Source organism: Pseudomonas medicaginis (genome assembly GCF_965119365.1).
Lineage (GTDB): Bacteria > Pseudomonadota > Gammaproteobacteria > Pseudomonadales > Pseudomonadaceae > Aquipseudomonas.
In genome coordinates, this window is sequence record NZ_OZ221631.1 from 6,388,492 (window position 1) to 6,410,403 (window position 21,912).

21 protein-coding genes are annotated in these 21,912 nt (G+C 58.8%); 12 read left to right on the forward strand and 9 right to left on the reverse strand.

The features are described from left to right. Positions 1-4: 4 nt before the first annotated feature. From proB to rplU, 4 genes are all read right to left on the reverse strand, one after another. Complete coding sequence (gene proB / locus ACMTA2_RS28210; RefSeq protein ID WP_413795734.1) at positions 5-1,123, reverse strand: glutamate 5-kinase; 1,119 nt, start codon at positions 1,121-1,123, stop codon at positions 5-7. A 267-nt stretch (positions 1,124-1,390) separates the two neighbouring features. Further along, on the reverse strand, positions 1,391-2,614 hold the full coding sequence (gene cgtA / locus ACMTA2_RS28215) for an Obg family GTPase CgtA (RefSeq protein WP_092204229.1): 1,224 nt from the start codon (positions 2,612-2,614) through the stop codon (positions 1,391-1,393). A 190-nt stretch (positions 2,615-2,804) separates the two neighbouring features. Beyond that, positions 2,805-3,062 carry a 50S ribosomal protein L27 gene (rpmA, locus tag ACMTA2_RS28220; protein ID WP_003205738.1) on the reverse strand — a complete coding sequence of 86 codons (258 nt, stop codon included), beginning with the start codon at positions 3,060-3,062 and terminating at the stop codon, positions 2,805-2,807. 35 nt (positions 3,063-3,097) lie between these two features. Then, on the reverse strand, positions 3,098-3,412 hold the full coding sequence (rplU, locus tag ACMTA2_RS28225) for a 50S ribosomal protein L21 (RefSeq protein WP_003176051.1): 315 nt from the start codon (positions 3,410-3,412) through the stop codon (positions 3,098-3,100). Positions 3,413-3,663: 251 nt separating this feature from the next. Between rplU and ACMTA2_RS28230 the strand changes: the two genes are divergently transcribed. The 3 genes from ACMTA2_RS28230 (at position 3,664) to ACMTA2_RS28240 (ending at position 5,679) form a co-directional block, all read left to right on the forward strand. Continuing rightward, on the forward strand, positions 3,664-4,632 hold the full coding sequence (locus ACMTA2_RS28230) for a polyprenyl synthetase family protein (RefSeq protein WP_413792709.1): 969 nt from the start codon (positions 3,664-3,666) through the stop codon (positions 4,630-4,632). Between the two features lie 243 nt (positions 4,633-4,875). After that, positions 4,876-5,217, forward strand: coding sequence for a zinc ribbon domain-containing protein YjdM (locus ACMTA2_RS28235; RefSeq protein ID WP_413792710.1), 342 nt, complete (start codon positions 4,876-4,878; stop codon positions 5,215-5,217). A gap of 204 nt (positions 5,218-5,421) precedes the next feature. Then, positions 5,422-5,679 carry a PA4570 family protein gene (locus ACMTA2_RS28240; protein ID WP_003205743.1) on the forward strand — a complete coding sequence of 86 codons (258 nt, stop codon included), beginning with the start codon at positions 5,422-5,424 and terminating at the stop codon, positions 5,677-5,679. Between the two features lie 134 nt (positions 5,680-5,813). Here the strand turns inward: ACMTA2_RS28240 and bamJ are convergent, their stop codons facing one another. From bamJ to ACMTA2_RS28260, 4 genes are all read right to left on the reverse strand, one after another. Next, positions 5,814-6,431: a BamJ family beta-barrel-assembly machinery protein gene (gene bamJ, locus ACMTA2_RS28245; protein WP_003205746.1), complete on the reverse strand. Its 618-nt coding sequence runs from the start codon at positions 6,429-6,431 to the stop codon at positions 5,814-5,816. Positions 6,432-6,634: 203 nt separating this feature from the next. After that, a complete protein-coding gene (locus ACMTA2_RS28250; RefSeq protein WP_047230159.1) occupies positions 6,635-7,123 on the reverse strand; it encodes a TIGR00645 family protein in 489 nt (162 codons plus the stop codon). 132 nt (positions 7,124-7,255) lie between these two features. Then, on the reverse strand, positions 7,256-7,597 hold the full coding sequence (locus ACMTA2_RS28255) for a PA4575 family protein (RefSeq protein ID WP_013694243.1): 342 nt from the start codon (positions 7,595-7,597) through the stop codon (positions 7,256-7,258). A 321-nt stretch (positions 7,598-7,918) separates the two neighbouring features. Further along, complete coding sequence (locus tag ACMTA2_RS28260) at positions 7,919-10,357, reverse strand: Lon protease family protein (RefSeq protein ID WP_413792711.1); 2,439 nt, start codon at positions 10,355-10,357, stop codon at positions 7,919-7,921. Positions 10,358-10,631: 274 nt separating this feature from the next. Between ACMTA2_RS28260 and ACMTA2_RS28265 the strand changes: the two genes are divergently transcribed. From ACMTA2_RS28265 to lanM, 9 genes are all read left to right on the forward strand, one after another. Continuing rightward, on the forward strand, positions 10,632-11,120 hold the full coding sequence (locus tag ACMTA2_RS28265) for a DUF3015 domain-containing protein (protein ID WP_003185616.1): 489 nt from the start codon (positions 10,632-10,634) through the stop codon (positions 11,118-11,120). Positions 11,121-11,209: 89 nt separating this feature from the next. Further along, on the forward strand, positions 11,210-13,063 hold the full coding sequence (locus ACMTA2_RS28270) for an Lnb N-terminal periplasmic domain-containing protein (protein WP_413792712.1): 1,854 nt from the start codon (positions 11,210-11,212) through the stop codon (positions 13,061-13,063). A 131-nt stretch (positions 13,064-13,194) separates the two neighbouring features. Then, the gene (locus ACMTA2_RS28275) at positions 13,195-14,454 is read left to right on the forward strand and encodes an AAA family ATPase (protein ID WP_413792713.1); all 1,260 of its coding nucleotides are present in this window, start codon (positions 13,195-13,197) and stop codon (positions 14,452-14,454) included. Next, the gene (locus tag ACMTA2_RS28280) at positions 14,451-15,020 is read left to right on the forward strand and encodes a hypothetical protein (RefSeq protein ID WP_413792714.1); all 570 of its coding nucleotides are present in this window, start codon (positions 14,451-14,453) and stop codon (positions 15,018-15,020) included. The genes ACMTA2_RS28275 and ACMTA2_RS28280 overlap by 4 nt, the downstream gene beginning before the upstream one ends. Positions 15,021-15,135: 115 nt before the next feature. Beyond that, the gene (locus ACMTA2_RS28285) at positions 15,136-15,492 is read left to right on the forward strand and encodes a hypothetical protein (protein WP_413792715.1); all 357 of its coding nucleotides are present in this window, start codon (positions 15,136-15,138) and stop codon (positions 15,490-15,492) included. Positions 15,493-15,562: 70 nt separating this feature from the next. After that, positions 15,563-16,054: a GreA/GreB family elongation factor gene (locus ACMTA2_RS28290; protein WP_413792716.1), complete on the forward strand. Its 492-nt coding sequence runs from the start codon at positions 15,563-15,565 to the stop codon at positions 16,052-16,054. 235 nt (positions 16,055-16,289) lie between these two features. Then, a complete protein-coding gene (locus ACMTA2_RS28295; RefSeq protein ID WP_413792717.1) occupies positions 16,290-16,430 on the forward strand; it encodes a hypothetical protein in 141 nt (46 codons plus the stop codon). Positions 16,431-16,587: 157 nt separating this feature from the next. Beyond that, positions 16,588-16,743: a hypothetical protein gene (locus ACMTA2_RS28300; RefSeq protein ID WP_018601025.1), complete on the forward strand. Its 156-nt coding sequence runs from the start codon at positions 16,588-16,590 to the stop codon at positions 16,741-16,743. An 85-nt stretch (positions 16,744-16,828) separates the two neighbouring features. Then, positions 16,829-19,924 carry a type 2 lanthipeptide synthetase LanM gene (gene lanM / locus ACMTA2_RS28305; RefSeq protein ID WP_413792718.1) on the forward strand — a complete coding sequence of 1,032 codons (3,096 nt, stop codon included), beginning with the start codon at positions 16,829-16,831 and terminating at the stop codon, positions 19,922-19,924. Positions 19,925-20,090: 166 nt separating this feature from the next. Here lanM and ettA read toward each other — a convergent pair whose 3' ends face one another. After that, positions 20,091-21,755: an energy-dependent translational throttle protein EttA gene (gene ettA / locus ACMTA2_RS28310; RefSeq protein ID WP_413792719.1), complete on the reverse strand. Its 1,665-nt coding sequence runs from the start codon at positions 21,753-21,755 to the stop codon at positions 20,091-20,093. Between the last annotated feature and the right edge of the window lie 157 nt (positions 21,756-21,912).

The window sequence follows — 21,912 nt, forward strand, 5'->3', positions numbered from 1 at the left end:
TTCCTTAGACGAGGATCAGGTTGTCACGGTGGACCAGCTCGGGCTCCGCCATGTAGCCCAACAGACCGATAATCGCATCGGACGATTGGCCGATGATTTTCTGCGCTTCCAGCGCGCTGTAGTTGGCCAGGCCACGGGCGATCTCACGACCGTCCGGCGCCACGCACACCACCATCTCGCCCCGACGAAAACTGCCCTGGACCAACTTCACACCCACCGGCAACAGGCTTTTATTGCCCTGGGACAATGCCGACACGGCCCCTGCATCCAGCACCAGGGTGCCACGGGTCTGCAGGTGCCCGGCCAGCCACTGCTTGCGCGCCGCCAGCATGCCGCGCTCCGGGGAGAGCAAGGTGCCAATGCGTTCGCCCGACTTCAGACGATCCAGCACTCGCTCCAACCGACCGCCGACAATGATGGTATGAGCCCCGGAACGTGCCGCCAGACGCGCCGCACGCAATTTGGTCTGCATGCCGCCACGTCCCAGCGCACCGCCGGTGCTGCCCGCCACCGCATCCAGCGCCGGGTCGTCGGCACGGGCTTCGTAGATCAGCTTGGCATCGGGATTGTTGCGCGGGTCGGCATCGAACATGCCGTCGCGATCCGTGAGAATCACCAGCAGATCGGCCTCCACCAGGTTCGCCACCAGCGCGGCCAGGGTGTCGTTATCGCCGAAACGGATTTCGTCGGTGACCACGGTGTCGTTCTCGTTGATCACCGGGATGACCTTCAACTCCACCAGCGCTCGCAAGGTACTGCGGGCATTGAGGTAGCGCTTGCGGTCGGACAGGTCGTCGTGGGTCAGCAGGATCTGCGCCGTATGGCGATCGTGCTCGGCAAAGCTTGACTCCCAAGCCTGCACCAGGCCCATCTGGCCGATGGCGGCGGCGGCCTGCAGCTCATGCATCGCGCTGGGTCGCGACGTCCAGCCCAGGCGGCTCATACCGGCCGCCACGGCTCCGGAAGAGACCAATACCAGCTCGACGCCAGCCTCATGCAAGGCCACCATCTGCTCGACCCACACCGCCATCGCCTGGCGATCCAGCCCCTTGCCATCCGCCGTCAGCAGTGCGCTGCCAATCTTCACGACCCAGCGCCGCGCACCCGTCACCTTGCTCCGCATCATCTTCAACCTTTGCCAGCGAACGGCGCGACCCAGCGCCGCCCATGGGATTATTCGTATTTGCGTTTTACAGATACCAAAACGCCGCTCGAATGAGCGGCGCCTTGGAAACCGGCTGGCTGCGATGATAACACCGCGCCGAAACACTTGAACCTGTGGGAGCGAGCTTGCTCGCGATTGCATGGGGCCAGCAATATTGATACCGGCTGTCACGCCGCTATCGCGAGCAAGCTCGCTCCCACAAGCCTTGACTTCAACTGAGCAGCATCAGTCGCGAACGTAGATGATCTCCGGACCATCTTCGTCATCCACGTCCTCTTCGTCCCAATCGTCATCACCGATGTCATGGACCGACTTCACGCCGCTACGACGCAGGGCACGCTGGTCATCCAGGGCCTGCAACTGGGCACGCGCCTCGTCTTCGATGCGCTGGTCGAGCTCGGCCAGCTCTTCCTTGTAGGCCGGATCGTTAGCCAGGCGATCAGCGCGATCTTCCAGGTAACGCATGATGTCGTGGCACAGGCGCTCGGTGCCCTCTTTGGCGATGGCCGAGATCACATAGACCGGACCTTCCCATTCCAAGCGGTCGACGATTTCCTTGACCCGCTCCTCATGCTCTTCCTCGAGGATCTGGTCACACTTGTTCAACACCAGCCAACGGTCACGCTCGGCCAGGGCCGGGCTGAACTTGGTCAGCTCGTTGACGATGACTTCAGCGGCCTCGGCGGCATCGGTTTCGTCCAGCGGCGCCATGTCGACGAGGTGCAGCAACAGACGGGTACGGGACAAGTGCTTGAGGAAACGAATCCCCAGGCCAGCACCTTCGGAAGCCCCTTCGATCAACCCCGGGATGTCGGCGATCACGAAGCTTTTCCAGCGGTCGACGCTGACCACGCCCAGGTTCGGCACCAGGGTCGTGAACGGGTAATCGGCCACTTTCGGCTTGGCCGCGGAGACCGAGCGAATGAAGGTACTCTTACCGGCATTCGGCAGGCCCAGCAGGCCCACGTCGGCCAGCACCTTCATTTCCAGCTTCAGGTCACGCTGCTCGCCGGGCTTGCCTGGCGTGGTCTGGCGCGGCGCACGGTTGGTGCTGGACTTGAAACGTGTGTTGCCCAGGCCGTGCCAGCCACCGTGGGCAACCAGCAGACGCTGGCCAGCCTTGGTCAGGTCGCCAATCACTTCCTGGGTGGCCGAATCGATCACCGTGGTGCCGACTGGCACGCGCAGGATCAGGTCTTCGCCCTTCTTGCCGGTGCAGTCGGTGCTGCCGCCGTTGGAGCCACGCTCGGCATCGAAGTGCCGGGTGTAACGGTAGTCCACCAGGGTATTGAGGTTTTCGTCGGCGAGCATGTAGATCGAGCCGCCATCACCCCCGTCACCACCGTTCGGGCCACCGTTTTCAATGAATTTTTCCCGACGGAAACTCATGCAACCATTGCCGCCGTCGCCGGCCTTCACTCGAATCGATACTTCATCAACAAACTTCATGACACACGCCTCTCGCCATACGGACGAGCCAAAAAAACAAGACATAAGACTCTTGCAAAAATGAGCGCAGCGACCTGATGACACGCCCCAACCGCAGCGCCGACAGCCCATACAAACAGTTTTGCAAGAGACTCACCCCACAAACGAAAAAGCCCCGTCGCAAGACAGGGCTTTTCCAGCGGTCTCGCAATTAAGCTGCGATAACGCTTACGTAACGACGACCGAAGGCGCCTTTTACTTCGAACTTGATCACGCCTTCGACTTTAGCGAAGAGGGTGTGATCCTTACCCATGCCTACGCCGTAGCCAGCGTGGAATTGGGTGCCGCGCTGACGCACGATGATGTTGCCTGCTTTGATAGCCTGGCCGCCATACATCTTCACGCCAAGGCGTTTGGCTTCTGAGTCGCGACCGTTACGGGTACTACCACCAGCTTTTTTGTGTGCCATGAGTTCAATTCTCCTAGTGAGGAATTAGGCTGAAATTAAGCCTGAATACCGGTGATTTTGATCTCGGTGTACCACTGGCGGTGGCCCATACGCTTCATGTGGTGCTTACGGCGACGGAACTTGATGATGCGGACTTTATCGTGACGACCTTGGGAGATCACTTCAGCCACAACGGTAGCGCCAGCAACGACTGGAGCGCCGATATTCACGTCATCGCCATTGGCGACCAACAGAACGCGATCAAAAGTCACGGATTCGCCAGTAGCGATTTCCAGTTTTTCGATCTTCAGGTATTCACCTGGGGCGACCTTGTATTGCTTGCCACCAGTAACAATTACTGCGTACGACATGGTATTTCTCCGATAATCCTGCTCACCCAGCGCTTTATAAGAAGAGGTATTGGCTGGCATGGCTGCATGGGCTGGAAGGCCCGGATGCAATTGCGTAAGGCAGGTGCTGCCCAGGAAGTTCAGGGTGCGCGATTGTACGCAAGGCGCTCGAGCCTTGCAAGAGCCGTCCGCACCATTCAAGGCGTGCGCCTTGACAGGCCTGGGTGGGGGTCCTAGCATGCCGCGCAACCCTTCTGGAGCACCTGTCGCTGATGCAACCCCAAGCTTTCTACCGCGCGGTGGCGGACGATTTTAGCGCCGTCGACGGCATCATCAAGAAGCAGCTGACTTCCCGAGTGCCGCTGGTATCGAAAATCGGCGACTACATCACTTCGGCGGGCGGTAAACGCCTGCGTCCTTTATTAGTGCTGTTGTGCGGCAAGGCCCTGGGTCGCGAAGGCGACGACATGCGCCTGCTGGCCGCCACCATCGAATTCCTGCACACCGCGACCCTGCTCCATGACGACGTGGTCGACATGTCCGGCATGCGCCGTGGCCGCTCGACCGCCAACGCCATGTGGGGCAATGCACCGAGTGTACTGGTGGGCGACTTCCTGTATTCGCGCTCCTTCGAAATGATGGTCGAACTGGGCTCGATGCCGGTGATGAAGATCCTGTCCCAGGCCACGCGCATCATCGCCGAAGGCGAAGTGCTGCAGCTGTCCAAGGTACGCGATGCCAGCACCACGGAAGAAACCTACATGGAAGTCATCCGCGGCAAGACCGCGATGCTCTTCGAAGCCTCGACCCACAGCGCCGCCGCCCTGGCCGGCGCCAGTGCCGAACAGAGCGAAGCCCTGCGCACTTTCGGCGACCACCTGGGCGTGGCCTTCCAGTTGGTGGACGACCTGCTCGATTACAAGGGCGACGCCGAGACCCTGGGCAAGAACGTCGGTGACGACCTGGCCGAAGGCAAGCCAACCCTGCCGCTGATCTACACCATGCGCGAGGGCACGCCGGAACAGGCGGCGCTGGTACGCCAGGCGATCCAGAAAGGCGGGATCGAGGATCTGGAAAGCATCCGCCAGGCGGTTGAAGCCTCCGGCTCGCTGGATTACACCGCAAAACTGGCCCGGGACTACGTCGCCCGGGCCATCCAGTGCCTGGAGGCCCTGCCGGCCAGCGAATACCGCGATGCGCTGGTTGAACTGAGCGAATTTGCGGTGGCGCGTACTCACTAACATCCCTGGGGCTTTTTTGTGGCGAGGGGATTTATCCCCGCTGGGCTGCGAAGCAGCCCTAAAAGTCATTCCCGGTGTTCCAGGCAGGTTGGGTTGAGTGCTCTCTTGCCTGGGGCTGCCGCGCAGCCCAACGGGGATAAATCCCCTCGCCACAGATCCCCGAACACAGCCCCACCACCCCGCTTGCCACAAAACCCTATATAATGTGCGCCCTTTTGCCCTCCTGACACCCAAGGAACCTTAGTGAGCACGTTGCCTCCCTGCCCGAAATGCAATTCCGAATACACCTACGAAGACGGTACCCAACTGGTCTGCCCGGAGTGTGCCCACGAATGGTCCGCCAGCGGTGAAGTTGAAGCGGTGTCCGATGACACCGTGAAGAAAGATTCGGTCGGCAACGTCCTGCAGGATGGCGACACCATCACCGTGATCAAGGACCTCAAGGTCAAGGGCACATCGCTGGTGGTCAAGGTCGGCACCAAGGTCAAGAACATCCGCCTGTGCGATGGCGACCACGACATCGACTGCAAGATCGACGGCATCGGCCCGATGAAACTCAAATCCGAGTTCGTCAGAAAAGTCTGAACCTGTTGTATCCCATCCCATGCCCGCGCGTGGGATGGAGCCTCGCCCTCCCCGCCTCAGCCCCAATTGCCGGGCGCCAGCCAAGTGCCAGCCATCTTGAGCTACCACAACCCATCGTCAGAAAAACCATCGGAAGGCCAATAGAGACTTGCTATTTAGCGAATAAGAATTATTCTCATCGAACCCATCAAGGAGATGAGAACCATGACTTATTTGATCGATGCCTGGCTGGACCGCCCACACCCCTACCTCAGGATCCTGCATCGGGAAACCGGGGAAGTCTGTGCGGTGCTTGAAGAAGAAGCCTTGAACGAGCTGCAGGACCAAGGAGACCTGGACCTCAACAGCCTCAATTCCAGTGAGCCGTTGGTGCTCAAGGAGCTGGTGCGCAATCTGTTCCTGTTCTGCTACGCCCGGGCGTTGCGCCCTACGGGTGATTTCAGTGGCAGGTTCCACGGATGAGGCACTTGACCCTGTGGGAGCGAGCTTGCTCGCGATGGCGGCATGTCAGTAACGAAAATATCGACTGACTATCCGCTTTCGCGAGCAAGCTCGCTCCCACAGTTTTTTGTCCGGCTGTAAAACCGGACAGAGTCTTACAGGACGTCCAGCAGCTCGACGTCGAACACCAGCACGCTGTGCGGCGGAATGCTGCCAACGCCTTGAGCGCCGTAAGCCAGTTCGCTCGGCACGTACAGGCGCCATTTGCTGCCGGCATTCATCAGTTGCAGTGCTTCGGTCCAGCCCGGGATCACGCCGCCTACCGGGAATTCCGCTGGCTGGCCACGATCGTAGGAGCTATCGAACACCGTGCCGTCGATCAGGGTGCCGTGGTAGTGGGTACGCACCTGGTCTTCACGGGTCGGCTTGGCGCCTTCACCCTGGGTCAGCACTTCGAATTGCAGGCCGGAAGCCAGGGTAGTGATGCCTTCACGCTTGGCGTTTTCCGCCAGGAACGCACGGCCTTCGCCCGCAGCGGCTTCAGCCTTGGCGGCTGCTTCGGCTTGCATGATTTCACGAATGACCTTGAAGCTGGCGGACATCTCGTCCTGGCCCACGCGGCTAGGCTTGCCGGCGAACGCGTCGGTCAGGCCGGCCAGGATCGCGTCCAGGCTGACACCCGGTGGCGGGTTGTCGCGCAGTTGGTCGCCCAACTGACGGCCAATACCGTAGCTGACGCGGGTTTCGTCGGTGGACAGGTTAACTTCGGACATGATGCTGCTCCGCTGTGCGGACGGCTCGGGAATTGCCGTGCGTGACACAGCGCCTCCCGGAGCGCCCGGAACCAAAAGGGCGAGCAGACTAGCACAGATGCCACGGCGGGTGACGAGCCCTCACGTCAAAGCAACCCGCCAGAAACGACAACGCCCGCCTGCAGTTCGCCAGGCGGGCGTTGCGCCAGCGCGATGAATGGACCTCAGTGCTTGGTCAGTTTGTCCAGGTAGCCCATGGCAAAAGCCGAGACCACGAAGGTCATGTGGATGATCACGTACCACATCAGGTGCTCGGGATCGACGTTCTTGGCGTCCATGAAGATGCGCAGCAGGTGGATGGAGGAAATGGCCACGATCGAAGCGGCGACTTTCATCTTCAGCGATGAAGAGTCCATGGTGCCCAGCCAGTTGAGTTTTTCCTTGTCGGAGTCGATGTCCAGTTGCGACACGAAGTTCTCGTAGCCGGAAATCATCACCATCACCAGCAGGCCGCCCACCAGCGCCATGTCGATCAGCGACAGCAGGACCAGGATCAGCTCGGACTCGGCCATGGCGAACACATTGGGAATGATGTGAAAGACTTCCTGGAAGAATTTCAGCGCCAAGGCCAGCAAGCCCAGGGACAGCCCGAAGTAGATCGGCGCCAGCAGCCAACGGGAGGCGTACATTGCATTTTCGATAAAGCGTTCCATTGAGTCTCACACCAGGGCTGAAAAATCGCGGCGAGTATATCAGCCACGACCGGCCCCACAAATGCCGGGGCCATGCCTGGCCCCTACCCTTGTGTCAAAACTTTACTGCTGACGCCCGTGCGGTGCTGGCCTTCAATGCAGCGGACGAAACTCGAAACCGCCGACGTTGCGACAACGGCCCCCATTGATTTCACGCAGCTGGGCCTGCATGTGCAAGGACCAGATTTGCGGGTCGTCAGCCAACTCATAGCCGTGCAAGGTCAGGCTTTGCACAATGGTATCGAGGATGGATTCGGCAGCAGTCGGGCCGGGAAATGGCCCTTGGGCCTTGATGGCGGAGGGTTGTTCGCCAGCCATTCCGGCGGCGAAGAGCAAGGTCCACATACCGGTATCTCCCGCCAGGGGGCGGATGGCGCATTCGATACGGGTGACAAGGCCCAGGCATTGACGAGTGAGGCAAAGGTTGCGCGACATGGCGGCGCCCCTCGGTAGATCCGGTATTCAGCCTCGGGAGGAGGCTGTTTCGATCCAATGATGACTCTCGTTATCCTTGAGCTGAGGATAGAAGAAAAGTTCCGGCCGCACGGGCTTTCAAGACCAGAATACGCCGAGCGGTCACAGTGTGAATATTGACGCCAAAGTGGTGGCATTTCTAACAGGAAATCACTGCAAAACCTATTGTGGGAGCGGGCTTGCTCGCGAAAGCGGTTTGTCAGTTGGCATAGTCGTCAGCTGACACACTGCTTTCGCGAGCAAGCCCGCTCCCACAGGGTTTATACGGCGATCAAGAAAACATCAGGCCGGCTTGGCCTCCGCCAATGCCTGCTGGGCCAGTTCCTTTTCCGCTTCCTTGATGTCGTCTTCGCTGATCATCTCCGCGATCACCCGCAGCCGCTCCACCACCCTGGCGTTGACGCTGCCCTCCGGGAACTCGCCGTTTTCATCTGGCTCGCCGGCAGGCTCGCCCACCAGCAGGCTCAGGGCTTCGTCGGCCTGACGCACCGCATAGACGTGGAACTGCCCGGCGCGCACGGCGGCCAGCACTTTCTCGTCGAGCATCAGCGTCGCGACGTTGGCGTGGGGAATGATCGCCCCCTGCTCACCCGTCAACCCACGGGCTTCGCAAAGGCGGAAGAAGCCTTCGATCTTCTCGTTGACCCCACCGACCGCCTGCACTTCACCGAACTGGTTGATCGAGCCGGTGATAGCGAAGCACTGTTTCAATGGGGTCTTTGACAAGGCCGAGATCAGCGTACACGCCTCGCCCAGGGACGCGCTGTCGCCGTCCACATAACCGTAGGATTGTTCCAGGGCGATGCTGGCCGAGATCGCCAGCGGGAACTCCTGGGCATAACGGCTCCCCAAGTAGCCGGTGAGGATCATCACGCCCTTGGAGTGGATCGGCTGGCCGAGGTTGACCTCCCGTTCGATGTCGACGATGCCGCTGCCGCCCGGATACACGGTGGCGGAAATCCGCGCCGGTACGCCAAACGCCGAGTCGCCGACCTCAAGCACCGTCAAGCCGTTGCATTTGCCCACGGCCGCGCCAGCAGTGTCGATCAGGATGATCCCGGCCAGCATGTCGTCGAGGATTCGCGCCGAGACACGCCCGGTGCGGGTGGCCTTGGCCTTGAGGGCACGTTCGATGTGGCCGGCATCGGTCATCTCGTCACCGGCCAGTTGGCGAATGAAATCCGCCTCGCTGACCAGTTGGAACAGGTCACCGATACGCGCCGACAACCGCCCCTGGTGTTCGGCCAGGCGAGCGCTGTAGGTCGCCACGCGCGCCACCGCGTCGGCGGTCAGCGGCGCCATGCCCTCTTCCGAAGTACGAGTCTTGAGCAACTGGGCGAACTGCTCCAGGCTTTCGTCGCCCATCGGGATGTCTTCATCGAAATCCACCAACACGCGAAACATTTCCTGGAAGTCCGAATCCAGGTCCTGCAAAGCGTAATAGAGCTGACGGGCACCGATGATCACGACCTTGACCTGCAACGGGATGTTTTGCGGCGTCAGGGTCACCGTGGCCAGGCGTCCCATTTCACCCAGGGGCGATTCCATCTTCAGCTTGCGCGATTGCAAGGCGCGCTTGAGCGCATCCCATACGAACGGCTCGCCGAGCATTTTTTCCGCTTCAAGGATCAGGAACCCGCCATTGGCCCGGTGCAGGGCGCCCGGACGCAGCTGTCGGTAGGTGGTGTATAGCGCCCCCTGGTCGGTGCTGTATTCAATCCGGCCGAACAGGTTGTCGTAGGTCGGGTGTGGCTCGAACACCACTGGCGCGCCACCACTGGACGGATGCCCGACCACCAGGCTCGGGGCGTACTGTTCCTCCAGCAGTTTACGGGCGATGGCGTCGGTCTTGCTGTCGTCCACCAGTTGCTCGACCACGGTCTTGAGCAGATAGACCTGCATGGCTTGCAGGTAACCACAGACCGCCGCGTTCTCCGCGTACTTTTCCGACAGTGGCGCCAGCAAGGGTTGCAGGGCCAGGGTAATGGTTTCTTCGTTGAGCTGGCGCAACTGGTTGCTGGACTCGCGCTTCCATTGCGGCAGGCTGGCGAGCTCTTCGTTCAAGCGCTCCTCCAGGCCGGAGATGTCCTCGTGGAAACGCTCGCGCTCGGCTTCCGGCAACTGGGCGAACTCCGCCTCGTCCAGGGCCTTGCCTTCGCTCATCGGCGTGAAGGCGATGTTGCTGCTGTCACGGTACAGCGCGACATCCTTCTCCAGCGCCAGGCGCTCGATCACATCCAGGGCCCGGTCATAGCGCTGGTTGAAGGCGCGGTCGATGGCGCTTTTTTTCTGCTGGTAGGAGGGGTGCTCGAACACCGCCGGGAAGGTCGCCAGCAGGTTGTCGATCAGGCCGTTGATGTCGCCGATGAACGCACCGGCGGTGCCCGACGGCAGCTCCAGCGCACGGGGTTCGCGAGGCTCATCGAAATTGTTGACGTAGACCCAGTCCGCCGGGGTCTGCATGCGCTTGCCCTCGGCTTTCAGGTAGCGCTTGACGAACGAGAACCGGCCGGTGCCGGGCTCGCCCATGACGAATACGTTGTAACCGGGGCGCGGCATGGCCACGCCGAACTGCAAGGCTTCGACCGCACGTTCCTGGCCGAGCACACCGCGGAAGGGCTCCAGATCATTGGTGGTAGAGAAGCTGAACTGTTCAGCGGAAAACGGACGGGTCAGCGCTTCGGGCGCTAGACGCAAGCTGGCAGCAACAGGATCAGGCATCGGGCTTCCTTACATCAGGCGGGGCAGATAGCGGCATTCTGGCGCTGCCTGTACCTGACTGGCAAGGAGCGCCTCTGACCAAAGCATAGACAACGGGAAAACCTCGGTCAGGGCCCCGTCGACAGGTGATCCCCGGTAATGTTTTTGCAAAATGTCACGGAACCCTCGGATCGTGCCTAAACTCCAAACTGCGCGGCTGGAACAATAACCGGCCCACTGGCTGCTGTAGGGGCCAGACCCTGTCCATTGGTATGCACATAAAGAGAACATAGCTATGAAACGGATTCTTCTCGGTACTCTCTTCACCGCTGTATCCATCAACGCCATGGCTCAGGCGCCGGGCGGCCCGGATTGCGGCTGGGGCAACATGCTGTTCGAAGGTCAGCGTGGCACTCCGGCACACTTCCTGGCATCCACCACCAACGGCACTTCCGGCAACGCCACCTTCGGCATGACCTCCGGCACCAACGGGTGCTCGACCAACGCGGCACTGACCTACGGTGGCAAGTCCTGGCTGGCCATGAATGGCATGATGAACGAGCTGTCCGAAGACATGGCCAAGGGCCAGGGCGAAGCGCTGACCACCTATGCCGTCGTACTGGGCGTAGCGCCGGAAGACCGCGCACACTTCTCCGCCGTTACCCACGAGCACTTCCAGCAGATCTTCAGCAAGGCTGACGTGACGGCGGAAGATGTGCATACCAACACCCTGGCCGTGCTGAAAAGCGATCCTCGCCTGGCCAAGTACGCCACTCAAGCTTAAGCTCGACCGCACTCGCTCCTCCCGGGGAGCGGGTTTTCTTTTCGGGGCCCCATCGGTCTTTGTTTTTTCGACTTTCCAAGTAGCCGACTATGCTCAAACGCCTTGCCTGGCTGGCGCTCTGTGTGTGCGCCCCGCTGTCCGCCGCGCCTCATATCGACCCTCAACGTTTGCAGCAACTGGCCAATGACCGCTTCTGGATCTCCCTGGGCCACTACGAAACCGCCAAGCTGGGCGGCTGGCGCAGCTATATCAGTGACAAGAAATTCTTCCTCGCCCCCGACGGCAATGAACATCCCGACCGTGAACTGGCCGCCACGCTAGACGCCCTGTACGACCCGGCCAACGCCGGCCAGCAACATGCCCAATGCGTGTACCCGGCGCGAACCCGCTGGCTGAAGGCGCAGCTCAACCTGACAAACCTGCCGACGGTCGATTGCAGCGACTTCACGCAGTGGTTCAAGGACGTGTCGCCCCATAGCGCGGTGATGATTTTCCCCGCCGCGTACCTCAACAGCCCGTCCTCGATGTTCGGCCACACCCTGTTACGCATCGACCAGGCCGACGTGCAAAGCGACAAGACCGCCCTGCTCAGCTACGCGATCAATTTCGGCGCCTACATCGAAGGCTCGGACAACAGCATCCTCTATGCCTGGAAGGGCCTGATGGGTGGCTATCCCGGCCTGTTCGCCCTGGTGCCGTACCAGGAAAAACTCTCCGAGTACCGTAGCCTGGAGAACCGCGACCTGTGGGAATACCGACTCAACCTGAGCCAGGCGGAAACCGAGCGCATGGTCGAACATGTGTGGGAACTCAAGCAGATCCAGTTCGATTATTTCTTCTTCGATGAAAACTGCTCCTATCGCCTGCTCGAATTGCTGCAGGTGGCCCGCCCCAGCCTGCGCCTGACCGAGCAATTTCCGCTGACAGCCATTCCCACCGACACCGTCAAGGCGGTGAAAGAAGCCGGCCTGGTGGAAAGCATCCAGTATCGACCGTCCCGGGAACGGGAACTGCTCAGTCGCGCCGAGCCGCTCAGCGACGATGAACAGCAATGGGTATTGAACGTCAGCGCTGACCAGCAGCAATTGCAAACACCGGCATTCAAGGCGCTGCCGCGCGCACGCCAGGCACTGATCATCGACGCGGCGTATCGCCTGGAGCGCTATCGCGCCAACGGCCAGGAGCGCGACCCGCAACGAGCCCAGCGCAGCTTCGAGCTGTTGCGGGCGATCAACCAGAACCCCGCGCCGGAACTCGACATCCCACAACCGGGTCTGCCCGAGGATGGCCATGAATCGCGCACCTGGCAGGCCGGCCTCGGCACACGGGGCGACCGGACGTTCGGCGAATATGGCTTGCGCATGGCCTATCACGACCTCAACGACAACGCCGAGAGTTTCCCGCTGGGGGCACAGATCGAAATCCTGCAACTGAAACTGCGCCAGTACGAAGGCAATGACTGGCAGGTGCAGCAACTGGATCTGGCGACGATTCGCTCCCTGACGCCGCGCAACGAGCTGCTGCAGCCGCTTTCCTGGCAGGTCACCGGCGGCCTGGAGCGGGTGCCGGGCAAACACGACGATGAAACCCTGGTCAGCCACGTCAACGGCGGTGCTGGCGGTACCTGGGCGCTGGGGGACGAGGTGCTGGGCTTTGCCCTGGGCACGGTGCGGGTCGAACACAACAACGACTTCGCCCAATTCATCGCCCCGGCTGCCGGTTTCAACAGCGGTGTGCTGTGGAAAAACCCGTTGGGCAACCTGAGCCTGGAAGCCAAGGGCGATTATTTCGTCAACGGCGAGGTGCGTCGCAGCCTGAGCTTGAATCAACAATGGGAATTGTCCCGCAACCTTGGTCTGCGCCTGAGTGCCCAGCGGGAATTCAGCCAATTGGCCTCGCCGGAGAACGAAGTGATGCTTGAGGTGAAGTGGTATCACTATTGATATCTGAGCGAGAGAGAGGACCGAGGCCCAATCCCAGGTCGAATGGAGGCGAGTTTCGTGGCTCGTTTCGAAGTCAGCCAAAATCAAGTAGATTGGCCCGGATTAACCTTTAATCGGAATTGAATGCTGCGATGCTTGATTATCTGCACATGAAAAACGTGGGGCCTGCTCCTGAGCTCGAAGTTAACTGGGCACCACGAATCAATCTGATTACAGGTGACAATGGACTGGGGAAAAGCTTTTTGCTGGATCTGGCCTGGTGGGCGCTGACGCGTACCTGGGCCAATACGCCAGCCCTGCCTGTAAACCCCGGCAAGTCCTCCATTGAATATGTTGTAAAGGGTAAATCCGGCGTTGCTCAGCCTGTCGTGTCGTCCTACAAACGGGAAGACAGCTCCTGGCCTCTGAAACAAAGCCGTCCCATCATGCCCGGCATCGTGGTTTACGTACGCATCGATGGTGGTTTCTCCGTATGGGATCCGGCCCGCAATTACTGGCGCTCCGATAAGGATCGACCCGCCGCGTATCACTTTTCCGCCGACGCCGTATGGGATGGTCTCGACGTCAATGGGCAAAGGGTCTGTGAAGGCCTGGAGCGTGACTGGGTCAACTGGCAAAACGGCCACAAACCCCAGTTCGACGCCTTGAAAAACGCGTTGCGCGACCTTTCACCCGCCACTGAACCGTTATGTGTCGGAGCCCCCAGACGAGTCTACCTGGGCGAGGGTCGAGAAAGACCGACACTCACCATTGGCAATCAGAACATTCCAGTCACCCTGGCCTCTGCCGGCGTAAGACGGGTATTGGGGCTGGCTTATTTTCTCGTATGGGCCTGGTATGAACACCAGGTGGCGGCCGAGCTGCTCGGCAAAAAACCCGAGCGCCGGTTTATCATCCTGTTCGACGAACCCGAGACTCATTTACATCCCAGATGGCAACGCACGCTGATGCCCAGCCTGTTGCGAGCTATCAAGACCTTGCGCGGGAACCACGGCGCTGCGCCTCCCCAACTTCTGATTGCCACGCACTCGCCCCTGGTCGCCGCCTCCCTTGAGCCGATATTCGATGAAGAACAGGACGATCAGATTCAATTGTCGATCCAGGACCAGAAGGTCACGCTGACACAAGGACACTGGGCGGCCCAGGGTGACGCCAGCAGTTGGTTGGTCTCTGACACGTTCGGACTGGAACAGGCACGCTCGCTGGAGGCAGAAAAAGCCATCGAGACCGCCGAAGCGTTCATGCGTGGCGAGAAGCAACTGCCTGAAGGGCTCAAGACCCGCGCTTCGATCCATAGGGCGCTGCAAAAGCTGCTTCCGGCCCATGATGAATTCTGGCCACGCTGGCTGATCGAGACCGGCCTCCTAAAGCTCGGCGAGGACAATCAATGATCCCGGTGACCCGGCCCAAGGAACCCGCCGATTTCGATAAAAATGTCAGGACACCAGGAAAACAATGGCTCAAGGATAATCCGGGCGCTCCTCGTCCCTCACCGTTCTGGAACAAATGCTCGCAAGCGTTGGCCGATCATTACACCAACCTGTGCGCCTATGCGGCCATGCTTGACCCTACCGGCGGAACGGTCGACCACTACCTCAGCTACAAGAACTACCCGGGCCTGACCTACGAATGGAGCAATTACCGCTTCGCCTCCGGCACGCTGAATTCCAGCAAGAAAACGGCTGATGACACGGTGCTCGATCCCTATGACGTGGGCCCAGGCTGGTTCGAAATCATTCTGCCGTCGCTTCAGATGCGTACCACGGCGGCGATTCCTGCGGCTTATCGCGAAAAAGCCGAGTACACACTCAAACGACTCAAATTGCGTGATGGTGAGCGCGTCATTCGCTGGCGCCAGAGTTGGTACAACATGTACAAACAAAAAAAGCTGACGCTCGAAGGACTCCGTGAAGTGGCGCCGCTGATTGCCGATGCCGTTGAAAAAGCCGCCCTATGAAGGCTGCCTCATTTACCTGCAACCGCATTTTTTTTGATCATTCTTTCACCTCCCTCCTACAACTGCGCTTCTAAACTCTCTTGGTAGGGCCGCCAATGCGGCAGGGGAGACAGGCATGTGGCGTGCGGTAGCGGTATTGAGTGTGTTGTTGCTGGTCAGCGGCTGTGAAACCACCCATCAGGACCTGATCGCCCGGGGTTATCCACCAGCGTTCGCCGACGGCTACGACGACGGTTGCAGCAGTGGCCGGCAAGCCGCAGGCGTGATTACCGGTCAGTTCCGCAAAGATGTGCCGCGCTATCTGAAGGATCCACGCTACGCCGAAGGCTGGAGCGATGGTTTCCGGCAATGCCAGGCGATGCGCGAAAGCGAGGAGCGCAATGCCTACCGCGATCGTCATTGGGATGACCACGAACGTGCCTGGCAGCAAGAGAAGGACCGGGATGCCGCCCGGGCCTATCGCTCGCCGTAAGTCGCGCACAGACATTCATCGAAACCAAAAGCCTGCGACCATGGACCAAACTCCAATAGAGGAGAATTCCATGAGTCGCGCTTTCGTCAACGAAGATAACGCCGCTGCCCAGGCCGACCAGCCGGTCGAACGCCAGGTCAGTGCGCAACCCAATTACGTGACACCGTCCGGGTTTGCCCAACTGCAGGCCCGCGTCGCCCAGTTGCAGGCGCAGCATGGCCAGCACGCGGCCAAAGGCGACCAGGCAGACAAACAGCGCATCGCCGACATTGAACGAGACCTGCGCTATTTCAACCAACGCTTGCAAAGCGCCCAGGTCGTCGTGCCGACATCAACGGATCAGGTGCGAATCGGGCATTGGGTAACCTTCGTCGATGAGCATGATCACGAGCAGCGAGTACAACTGGTGGGTGAGGACCAGGCCGATGCGGCCAGTGGACTGATCAACTGGGGCTCGCCGCTGGGGCGAGCGTTGCTGGGGGCGAAGGTTGGGGATGAGGTGACCTGGGAGCGACCAATGGGCAATCTCGCCATTGAAGTGATTGCCATAGCGCTTGATTAACGAACTGAGCGAGCAACACTTGTTAGTACCATGAGAAAAACACTTAAAACCTTTCCAGCAGGCTCGAACAAGAGCAATAAAGCCTCTGGCGCTAGAGCGTCGCGACAGCAACTACATGCCTGTAGCAATATGTAACCGCAACATAAGGTCATAACGACAAGTTGGTGTTGAATCGGCAGCGTGCTACTGTTTTTCCCGCACCAAAACAGGTGCGCGATAATAGAGGAGAAACATGATGAGCGAACACATACTGGCAATGTCCGGTGACTTCGATGGTGACTTCAAGTCCTACCAGCTCGTCAGTCGCGGCATTGGGTCAGCAGCGCTGACCATTGTCGAGTGTGGCACCGCAGAGTGCACCGCTATTTTGTGCTAATCCCACTTTCAACGTCGACCTACACAGGACGACTTTGACATCCCTAATCCACTCGTAAATAACTTCATTTGACATCCTATAGTTCGGATGCGGTGACTGGCGTCCGATTGACCGCAGGTCGCTGTACGTGATGTTCAATAACTGATGAGGAAATATCATGAGCGAAAAAATCCTGAACATGTCCGGTGACTTCGACTTCGAATTCAACGCCTATCAAGCGCCCGCCAACACCGGCGAGATTCTGGCAACGACGATGGAATGCAACACCTTCGGAACTTGCACTAATATTGGCTGTTCGACAATCGGGTGTTAATAGCGCCTGACTGACCATCGAAACTTGCAACAAACGTTAACATAGAGCAGGCACCGCCTGCTCTATCCATGTCAGGAGCTACGGCATGCTTGTCAATGCTTTAAAGTTGGATCAGCGAGGGAAGTACGGATTTTCTTCCAAAGGTTGCGTTGCCCTTTTTGAGAGTAACCTGAGTCGTCTACATACTGATGATCAGGCCTTGCTGGATCACTTTGGAGTGGACAGGGAACAACTGGTTTCCCATATCAATTCACCCATCAACAACGAGCCCCTGCCTCTCGACGGTGAAAACGTCCTGAACACGCTGAAGAAAAAGCTTGCTCGACTTGACAGCATTCAGATGGAAACGAACACAAGTTTGAGCGACAAAGACAATTTTTATTGGTTTGGCTATCGTTTTTTTCTTTATTTCATCGAGATTTTCCAAGCGGATGGGCGCTATTCCCATGCGTCAACATACATTAACGAACCCGTTTTTTTTACAAGCCTGGAACCCTATGTCCTGGCCCGGGTTGGCCGCACGTCAGAACAAAGCCTGGTCCATTATCTGAACACGAAAATCGCCCACGGCGATGACATTGACTTGAGCACGTTCAATGAACAGCTGCGCACACTGCCGCTGCTGGAGCTCTTCGAAGCCTACCCGGTGCTGGCGACGTTGTTGTTTGATCTGCTGGAAGACACCCTTAACTATCTTTATGCGGTCATTCTCGACTTCGCTGTCGATTTCGAGTCGCTGGAAGCTGAATTCTCTGTTCCGTCTCGACAAATCGACGCTATTGAGCTCGGCCTGGGAGACCCCCACGGCCGTGGTGAAACGGTCTGTCAGGTTAAAATCTGCGCAATTTCATTGGTCTACAAACCGAGGGCAAGCAGAGAGGCGCTTTTTTTCAACCGCCTTCTGGGCCAACTGCATGAATGGACAAAAGCGGATTTTTTTTCCATCCGCGCCCCCAGGATTCTCAGTCGCGAGCGGCGTAGCTGGGTGGAAAAAATCGACAACGAGCCCTGCGACAACGCAGCGGACGTTGAACTGTTCTATAAGAAAATGGGCGCGCAGATAGCTGTCATTCATGCATTGAACGGCATCGACTTTCACTACGAGAATATTATTGCGTGCGGCAACAGTCCGGTCATGATTGACCTTGAGTGTTTATTCACCGCTTCCACCAGCGACCTGCTGAGCGACCTGCCCGCTGGCTGTGCATTGTCCAACAGTTTTAAATCGGTCCAGCAGTCAGTATGCTCCAGCGGCTTTTTACCCTTTTCACAGCACCCCAATAACGACCAGAGCGGGCTGAGTCGGCAAGAGCTATTTATTGCCACCCGCCATTCGCTGGTTCTCGAGGATGGCTTTTATCATTTGCGTAGAACCCCATTCGAGCATCAGCTGATACAAAAACACCTGCCGCTTTTGCAGGGTAAGCGCAAGGGACTGGAAGCCTATAAAACCGAACTATTCCAAGGCTTTGAATGTGCCTATAAGGAATTGATGGTTCATCGATACAAGATCATGCGGATGCTGGAACAATCCGCAGGTGAACTGACCACCCGCGTCTTGCTCAAAAACTCTCAGCGCTATGCCGATTTTATCGGGCTGATCCGTCATCCACGCTTTACACAAAACATGCTCGACAGAGAGCTTCTGCTCGCCACCCTGTGGAAAGACCTGAAAAAACCCTATCGGAAGATGGGCATTCCCCGCTATGAAATAGCCGACCTGCAGAGGTCCAGCATTCCGTGTTTCACCATGCCTCTGAGCGCCAGCCATTTTACGAGCGCACAAGGTGAAACAATAGAGATGGCAGCCGTGGAGCCACCAATAAAAAGCTGTCTACAAAAGATAGCCAACCTGTCCCGAAAGGACTGGGCCTTACAACGCACATTGCTCGAAATCTGTTTGTTTCCAGAGCCAATTGGACATCCGCCATCCCGTGTCACGCGGGTGCCTGGAGACCTTAAAAAGACGCTCCAGGCGGACCGACTCGACGCCATATCGAGCATCAGTTCCCGCCTTCAGGAGCTCGCGGTAACGGGAACAACAACGGACGCAAGCTGGTTGTATTTTCATACGCATCCCACGACACGCAGAAAGTACCCGTCCCCCATGGATCATGGGCTTTACTCCGGTATCGCCGGGATTGGGTTGTTTTACCTGAGTCTGTTTAAAGTGAGTGGTCAACCAGTCTTTCTGTCGCGCATGGATCAAGTCCTGTACTCACTGGAACAACGCTTCGGCTTTTTCAAAACCGATTTGACGGTCAGTGCCTATCACGGGCTCGGGGCTTTCATCTATTTGCTCATCAATCGTCGCCAGGTCACTGGCGAGGCCAGCCATGATGAAAGAATTGCCGGCCTGTTGGCCCAATTGATCGAAGTGCCTCCTGAAAACTATGAGTTCGACTTCCTGGGCGGTTGTTGTGGAACTGTGACGCTGCTGGCCAATATCCATGCGTTGTCTGCGCAAGAGGATGTGCTGCCGACCATCCGACGCATGGTCGACTACATCAAGGATCAAATCCTGATTGAAGACGGGCAACTGCTACGACGCAGCGATCGCTCCGTTATTTTGACGGGCCTGTCCCATGGCCTCTCGGGCGTCATCCATGCATTGTGCAAAGCCTATGACGTGACCGGCGATTCGACTCTGGTGCCCCTGGCCATCCAGGTGCTGGAGGGTGAGAACCGCTTGAGTCGGGATGGTTTCTGGCTGGACCTGCGGAACCTCGGGCCGGTGGACCATACGTCCAAGTGGTGCCACGGTGATGGAGGTATCCTCATCGCCAGGCGACAGCTCATGGAATCGATGGGAGATGCCCTGGACGAAGCGACCCGGCAGACAGTGCACGACGATATACGACGATGCGAGAACAATCTGTGGGCGCATGGGTTTGGCGAGGGCTATAACCTTTGTCATGGTGATTTCGGCAATCTGATCTGTCTGTATGACCTGTATCGGCATTCAGATAATTCTGAAGGCATGGGCAGAGTCAGAGAGGCACTTGACGAAGTCGCCCGGCAGTTTTTCGAAGGGCCTTATCTGGATAGCGACCGGGTGCCTGACGTCAGTCTGCTGACCGGAATCACGGGCGCAGGTTATGCCTTGTTGTACGAGATGGACCCGACCCTCCCCAATGTTCTCTCGCTCGATTTCGCGGTGCTGGGTAGCCCTATCAATTAAGCCTTACAAACTGTGGGAGCGAGCTTGCTCGCGATAGCGGAGTGGCAGTCAACATTTGCACTGACTGTCACACCGCTATCGCGAGCAAGCTCGCTCCCACAATGGATTTGCTTCCATAAAAAAACGGAGCCTTCGAAGGCTCCGTTTTTTCATGCAACCCACCGAATTAGGCGAGCTTCTTGTGCCGTACGCGATGCGGCTGGGCAGCGGCTTCGCCGAGGCGTTTCTTGCGATCGGCCTCGTACTCGGTGTAGTTGCCTTCGAAGAACACCGCTTGGGAGTCGTCTTCGTACGCCAGGATGTGGGTCGCCACGCGGTCGAGGAACCACCGATCGTGGGAGATCACAATGGCGGCGCCCGGGAAGTCCAGCAAGGCTTCTTCCAGGGAACGCAGGGTTTCGACGTCGAGGTCGTTGGACGGTTCGTCGAGCAGCAGGACGTTGCCGCCCTCCTTCAGGGTCAACGCCAGGTGCAAGCGACCGCGCTCACCACCGGACAGGTCCTTGACGAACTTCTGCTGGTCGCCACCCTTGAAGTTGAAACGGCCCACGTAAGTGCGCGACGGGATTTCATAGCTGCCGATGCGGATCTGGTCGGAACCGTCGGAGATCTGCTGGAACACGGTCTTGCTGCCATCCAGGTCTTCGCGACTCTGGTCGACGCAAGCCAGTTGCACGGTCTCGCCAATTTCGATGCTGCCCGAATCCGGGGTTTCCTTGCCCATCAGCATGCGGAACAGCGTGGATTTACCCGCACCGTTACCACCAATCACACCGACGATGGCGCCTTTGGGCATGGAGAACGACAGGTTGTCGATCAGCACGCGGTCGCCATAACCCTTGGTGACGTTCTTGAACTCGATGACCTTGTCACCCAGGCGCGGACCGGCCGGGATGTAGATCTCGTTGGTTTCGCTGCGCTTCTGGAATTCCTGGGATTGCATTTCCTCGAAGCGTTGCAGGCGAGCCTTGGATTTGGACTGGCGGGCCTTGGCGCCTTTGCGCACCCACTCCAGCTCTTCCTTCATGGCTTTTTCATGGGCCGACTGCTGCTTGGATTCCTGGGCCAGACGATCGGACTTGGCTTCCAGCCAACCCGAATAGTTGCCTTCGTACGGAATGCCCGCGCCGCGGTCGAGTTCCAGGATCCAGCCAGCGACGTTGTCCAGGAAGTAACGGTCGTGCGTGATCGCTACCACGGTGCCGGGGAAGTCGTGCAGGAAGTGCTCGAGCCAGGCGACGGAATCGGCGTCCAGGTGGTTGGTCGGTTCGTCGAGCAGCAGCATGTCCGGGGCCGACAGCAGCAGGCGGCACAAGGCCACGCGGCGCTTCTCACCGCCGGACAGGTGCTCGACCTTCGCTTCCCAGGCCGGCAGGCGCAGCGCATCGGCGGCGACTTCCAACTGACGGTCCAGGTTGTGACCGTCGCTGGCCTGCAGGATCGCTTCGAGCTTGGCCTGTTCGGCGGCCAGCTTGTCGAAGTCGGCGTCCGGGTCGGCATAGGCGGCATAGACCTCGTCAAGGCGCGCCTGGGCGTCCTTGATCACGCTGACCGCTTCCTCGACCACTTCACGGACGGTCTTGCTCGGGTCCAGTTGAGGCTCCTGGGGCAGGTAGCCGATGTTCAGGTCCGGCATCGGACGGGCTTCGCCGTCGAATTCGTTATCGACGCCGGCCATGATTTTCAGCAGCGTGGATTTACCCGAACCGTTGAGGCCCAGTACGCCGATCTTGGCGCCGGGAAAGAAGGACAGCGAAATATTTTTCAGGATTTCCCGCTTCGGCGGAACAACTTTGCTCAGCCGATGCATGGTGAAGACGTATTGAGCCATGGTGAACCTAGCGTCAGTGACAGGTGAAAAGAACGAGCCAGGCCATGCGCGGCGCCGGCACTTGACGGTCATCAATGCCTGCGGGCGGATAGAGCCTGGGAATCTGGAGCTGGACCGCTCTTGTTTGACCGGCAAAGCTACCTCAACCGCCGGTCAA